Origin of the sequence: Streptomyces sp. NPDC049577 (genome assembly GCF_040675635.1) — a bacterium.
Taxonomy (GTDB): Bacteria; Actinomycetota; Actinomycetes; order Streptomycetales; family Streptomycetaceae; genus Streptomyces.
Genome location: NZ_JBFAPH010000516.1, coordinates 1 through 2,786, shown reverse-complemented (window position 1 = coordinate 2,786; position 2,786 = coordinate 1). Strand labels below are relative to the sequence as shown.

Genomic DNA, 2,786 nt, shown 5'->3' with positions numbered 1-2,786 from the left:
CGCCGGTCCGCCGGCCGCCCCGGCGCGCCGCGCCGCCGCCCTGCGGCGGCGGGGGCGCGGATGCTGCGTCGTCGCGCCCATCGTGCTGCACGGGCGGGCGTGGGGCGAGCTCTACGTCGCGCGGCCCGCCGGCGCGCCCGTCTTCGGCCGCGCCGACGCCGACTTCGCCACCGTCCTCGCCGCCGTCGCCGCCTCCGGGATCGCCCAGACCGAGCGCCTGGAGGAGGTGCGGCGCCTCGCCTTCACCGACCCCCTCACCGGGCTCGCCAACCGGCGCGCGGTCGACGCGCTGCTCGACGAGGCGATCGAGCGGCACCTGGCGGAGGGCGTCGTCGTCAGCCTGCTCGTATGTGACGTCAACGGGCTGAAGCGGGTCAACGACACCCAGGGCCACGCCGTCGGCGACCGCCTGCTGGAACGTTTCGGCTCGGTGCTGTCGCTGTGCGGCGCCCAGCTGCCCGGCGCGCTCGCGGCGCGGCTGGGCGGTGACGAGTTCTGTCTGCTGACGGTCGGGCCCGCGGCGGACGAGGTCGTGGGCGTCGCCGACGAACTGTGCCGCCGGGCCCTGGCCCTGGAGCTCGGCGAGGGCGTGGCCTGCGGGATCGCCTCGACGGGGGACCCGATCGGGGACGTGCGCTCGGCCCGGCGGCTGTTCCGCCTGGCGGACGCGGCCCAGTACCGGGCGAAGGCGGCGGGCGCGCCGGGCCCGGTGGTCGCGGGACGCGAGGGCGGCGCGCCGGATCCCGTGGTCAGCCTCGCGGACCGGCCCCCGCCCGCCCCGCCCGCCGAACGCCGCCGCTTCCGGGGCCGCCGGACGTAGCCGCGCCCCGGCCGCGACCAGCTCGCGCGTGGCGAAAGCAAACCGCACCCCGAAAGCGTTGAAAGAAAGGGGTGACAGGCAGCGATTCACTCTCTAGGGTGCCTGAATATGGATATGCACACTGTGGTGGTGGGAACGAGCGGTGTGACCGCCGACGACGTCATTGCCGTGGCCCGGCACAACGCTCACGTCAGCGTGTCCGAGGACGCCCTCGCCGCCGTCGCCGCCGCTCGCCAGGTGATCGACGATCTGGCTGCCAAGCCCGATCCCGTCTACGGCGTCTCCACCGGGTTCGGCGCCCTCGCCGTCCGGCACATCAGCCCCGACCTGCGGGCGCGGCTCCAGCGCAACATCGTGCGCTCGCACGCCGCCGGCATGGGCCCGCGCGTCGAGCGCGAGGTCGTGCGCGCGCTGATGTTCCTGCGGCTCAAGACGCTCGCCTCGGGTCACACCGGCGTCCGGCCGGTCGTCGTCGAGACCATGGCCGCGATCCTGAACGCCGGCATCACCCCCGTCGTCCACGAGTACGGATCGCTCGGCTGCTCCGGCGACCTCGCCCCGCTCTCCCACTGCGCCCTCACCCTCATGGGCGAGGGTGACGCCGAGGGCCCCGACGGCGTGGTGCGGCCCGCCGCGCAGCTGCTCGCCGCCCACCGCATCGACCCCGTCGAACTGCGGGAGAAGGAGGGCCTCGCCCTCCTCAACGGCACCGACGGCATGCTCGGCATGCTCGTCATGGCCTGCGCCGACCTCGCCCGCCTGCTCACGTCCGCCGACGTGACCGGCGCGCTGTCGCTGGAGGCGCTCCTCGGCTCGGAGAAGGTCCTCGCCCCCGAGCTGCACGCCATCCGCCCCCACCCCGGCCAGGGCTCCAGCGCCGCCAACATGGCGCGTGTGCTGGCCGGTTCCGGGCTCACCGGCCACCACCAGGACGACGAGCCGCGCGTCCAGGACGCGTACTCCATCCGCTGCGCCCCGCAGGTCGCCGGCGCCGGCCGGGACACCCTCGCCCACGCCCGCCTCGTCGCCGACCGCGAGCTCGCCGCCGCCGTCGACAACCCCGTCGTGCTGAGCGACGGCCGCGTGGAGTCCAACGGCAACTTCCATGGCGCGCCCGTCGCCTACGTCCTCGACTTCCTGGCCATCGCCGCCGCCGACCTGGGCTCCATCGCGGAGCGCCGCACCGACCGGCTGCTGGACAAGCACCGCTCGCACGGGCTGCCGCCCTTCCTGGCCGACGACCCCGGCGTCGACTCCGGGCTGATGATCGCCCAGTACACGCAGGCCGCCCTCGTCAGCGAGATGAAGCGGCTCGCCGTGCCCGCGTCCGTGGACTCCATCCCGTCCTCGGCGATGCAGGAGGACCACGTCTCCATGGGCTGGTCCGCCGCGCGCAAGCTGCGTACCGCCCTGGACGCGCTGACCCGCGTCATCGCGGTCGAACTCGTCGCCGCCACCCGCGCGATCGAGCTGCGCCACGGCCTGACGCCCGCCCCGGCCACCCGCGCCGTGCTCGCCGCCGTCCGCGAGGCCGGCGTCGAGGGCGCGGGCGAGGACCGCTTCCTGGCCCCGGACCTGGCGGCCGCCGACGCGTTCGTCCGCTCGGGCAAGCTCGTCGAGGCCGTGGAGTCGGTGACCGGCCCGCTGGCCTAGGCCTTACCGGCCTTACCGGACCGGCCTTACCGGACCGGCCTTACCGGACCGGCCTTACCGGCGGATCCCCGGCCGGGGATCCGGCCGGTTCGGCACCGCCGGGCGGATCCTCCGCTAGAGCCCGCCCGTCGTCCGCGACCGGCGCACCGCGGCGGTCACCAGCGCGCCGCCCGCCGCCACGAACGCGACGCCCCCGAAGAGGTACGGCGTGGTGTCCACCGTGCCCGTGTCCGCCAGCGCCAGCTCCTGGGCGCCGGCGGCCGCGGCGGTGCCCGCGGAGGCGGACCGGCCGGCGGTGGGCGGCTGGTCGGGC

General features: G+C 76.0%; 3 protein-coding genes. 2 read left to right on the top strand and 1 reads right to left on the bottom strand.

The window, feature by feature from the left end; genetic code table 11:
• Positions 1–820 (top strand): diguanylate cyclase (locus tag AB0K09_RS31985; protein ID WP_366068895.1); only part of this gene is annotated, 820 nt, incomplete at its 5' end.
• Positions 821–928: 108 nt separating this feature from the next.
• Entirely contained in the window at positions 929–2,473 is a 1,545-nt protein-coding gene (hutH, locus tag AB0K09_RS31980; protein WP_366068894.1) for a histidine ammonia-lyase, read from the top strand.
• 114 nt (positions 2,474–2,587) lie between these two features.
• On the opposite strand, the gene AB0K09_RS31975 is transcribed toward hutH, so the two are convergent.
• On the bottom strand, positions 2,588–2,786 hold a 199-nt coding region (locus tag AB0K09_RS31975; protein ID WP_366068893.1), incomplete at its 5' end, for a hypothetical protein.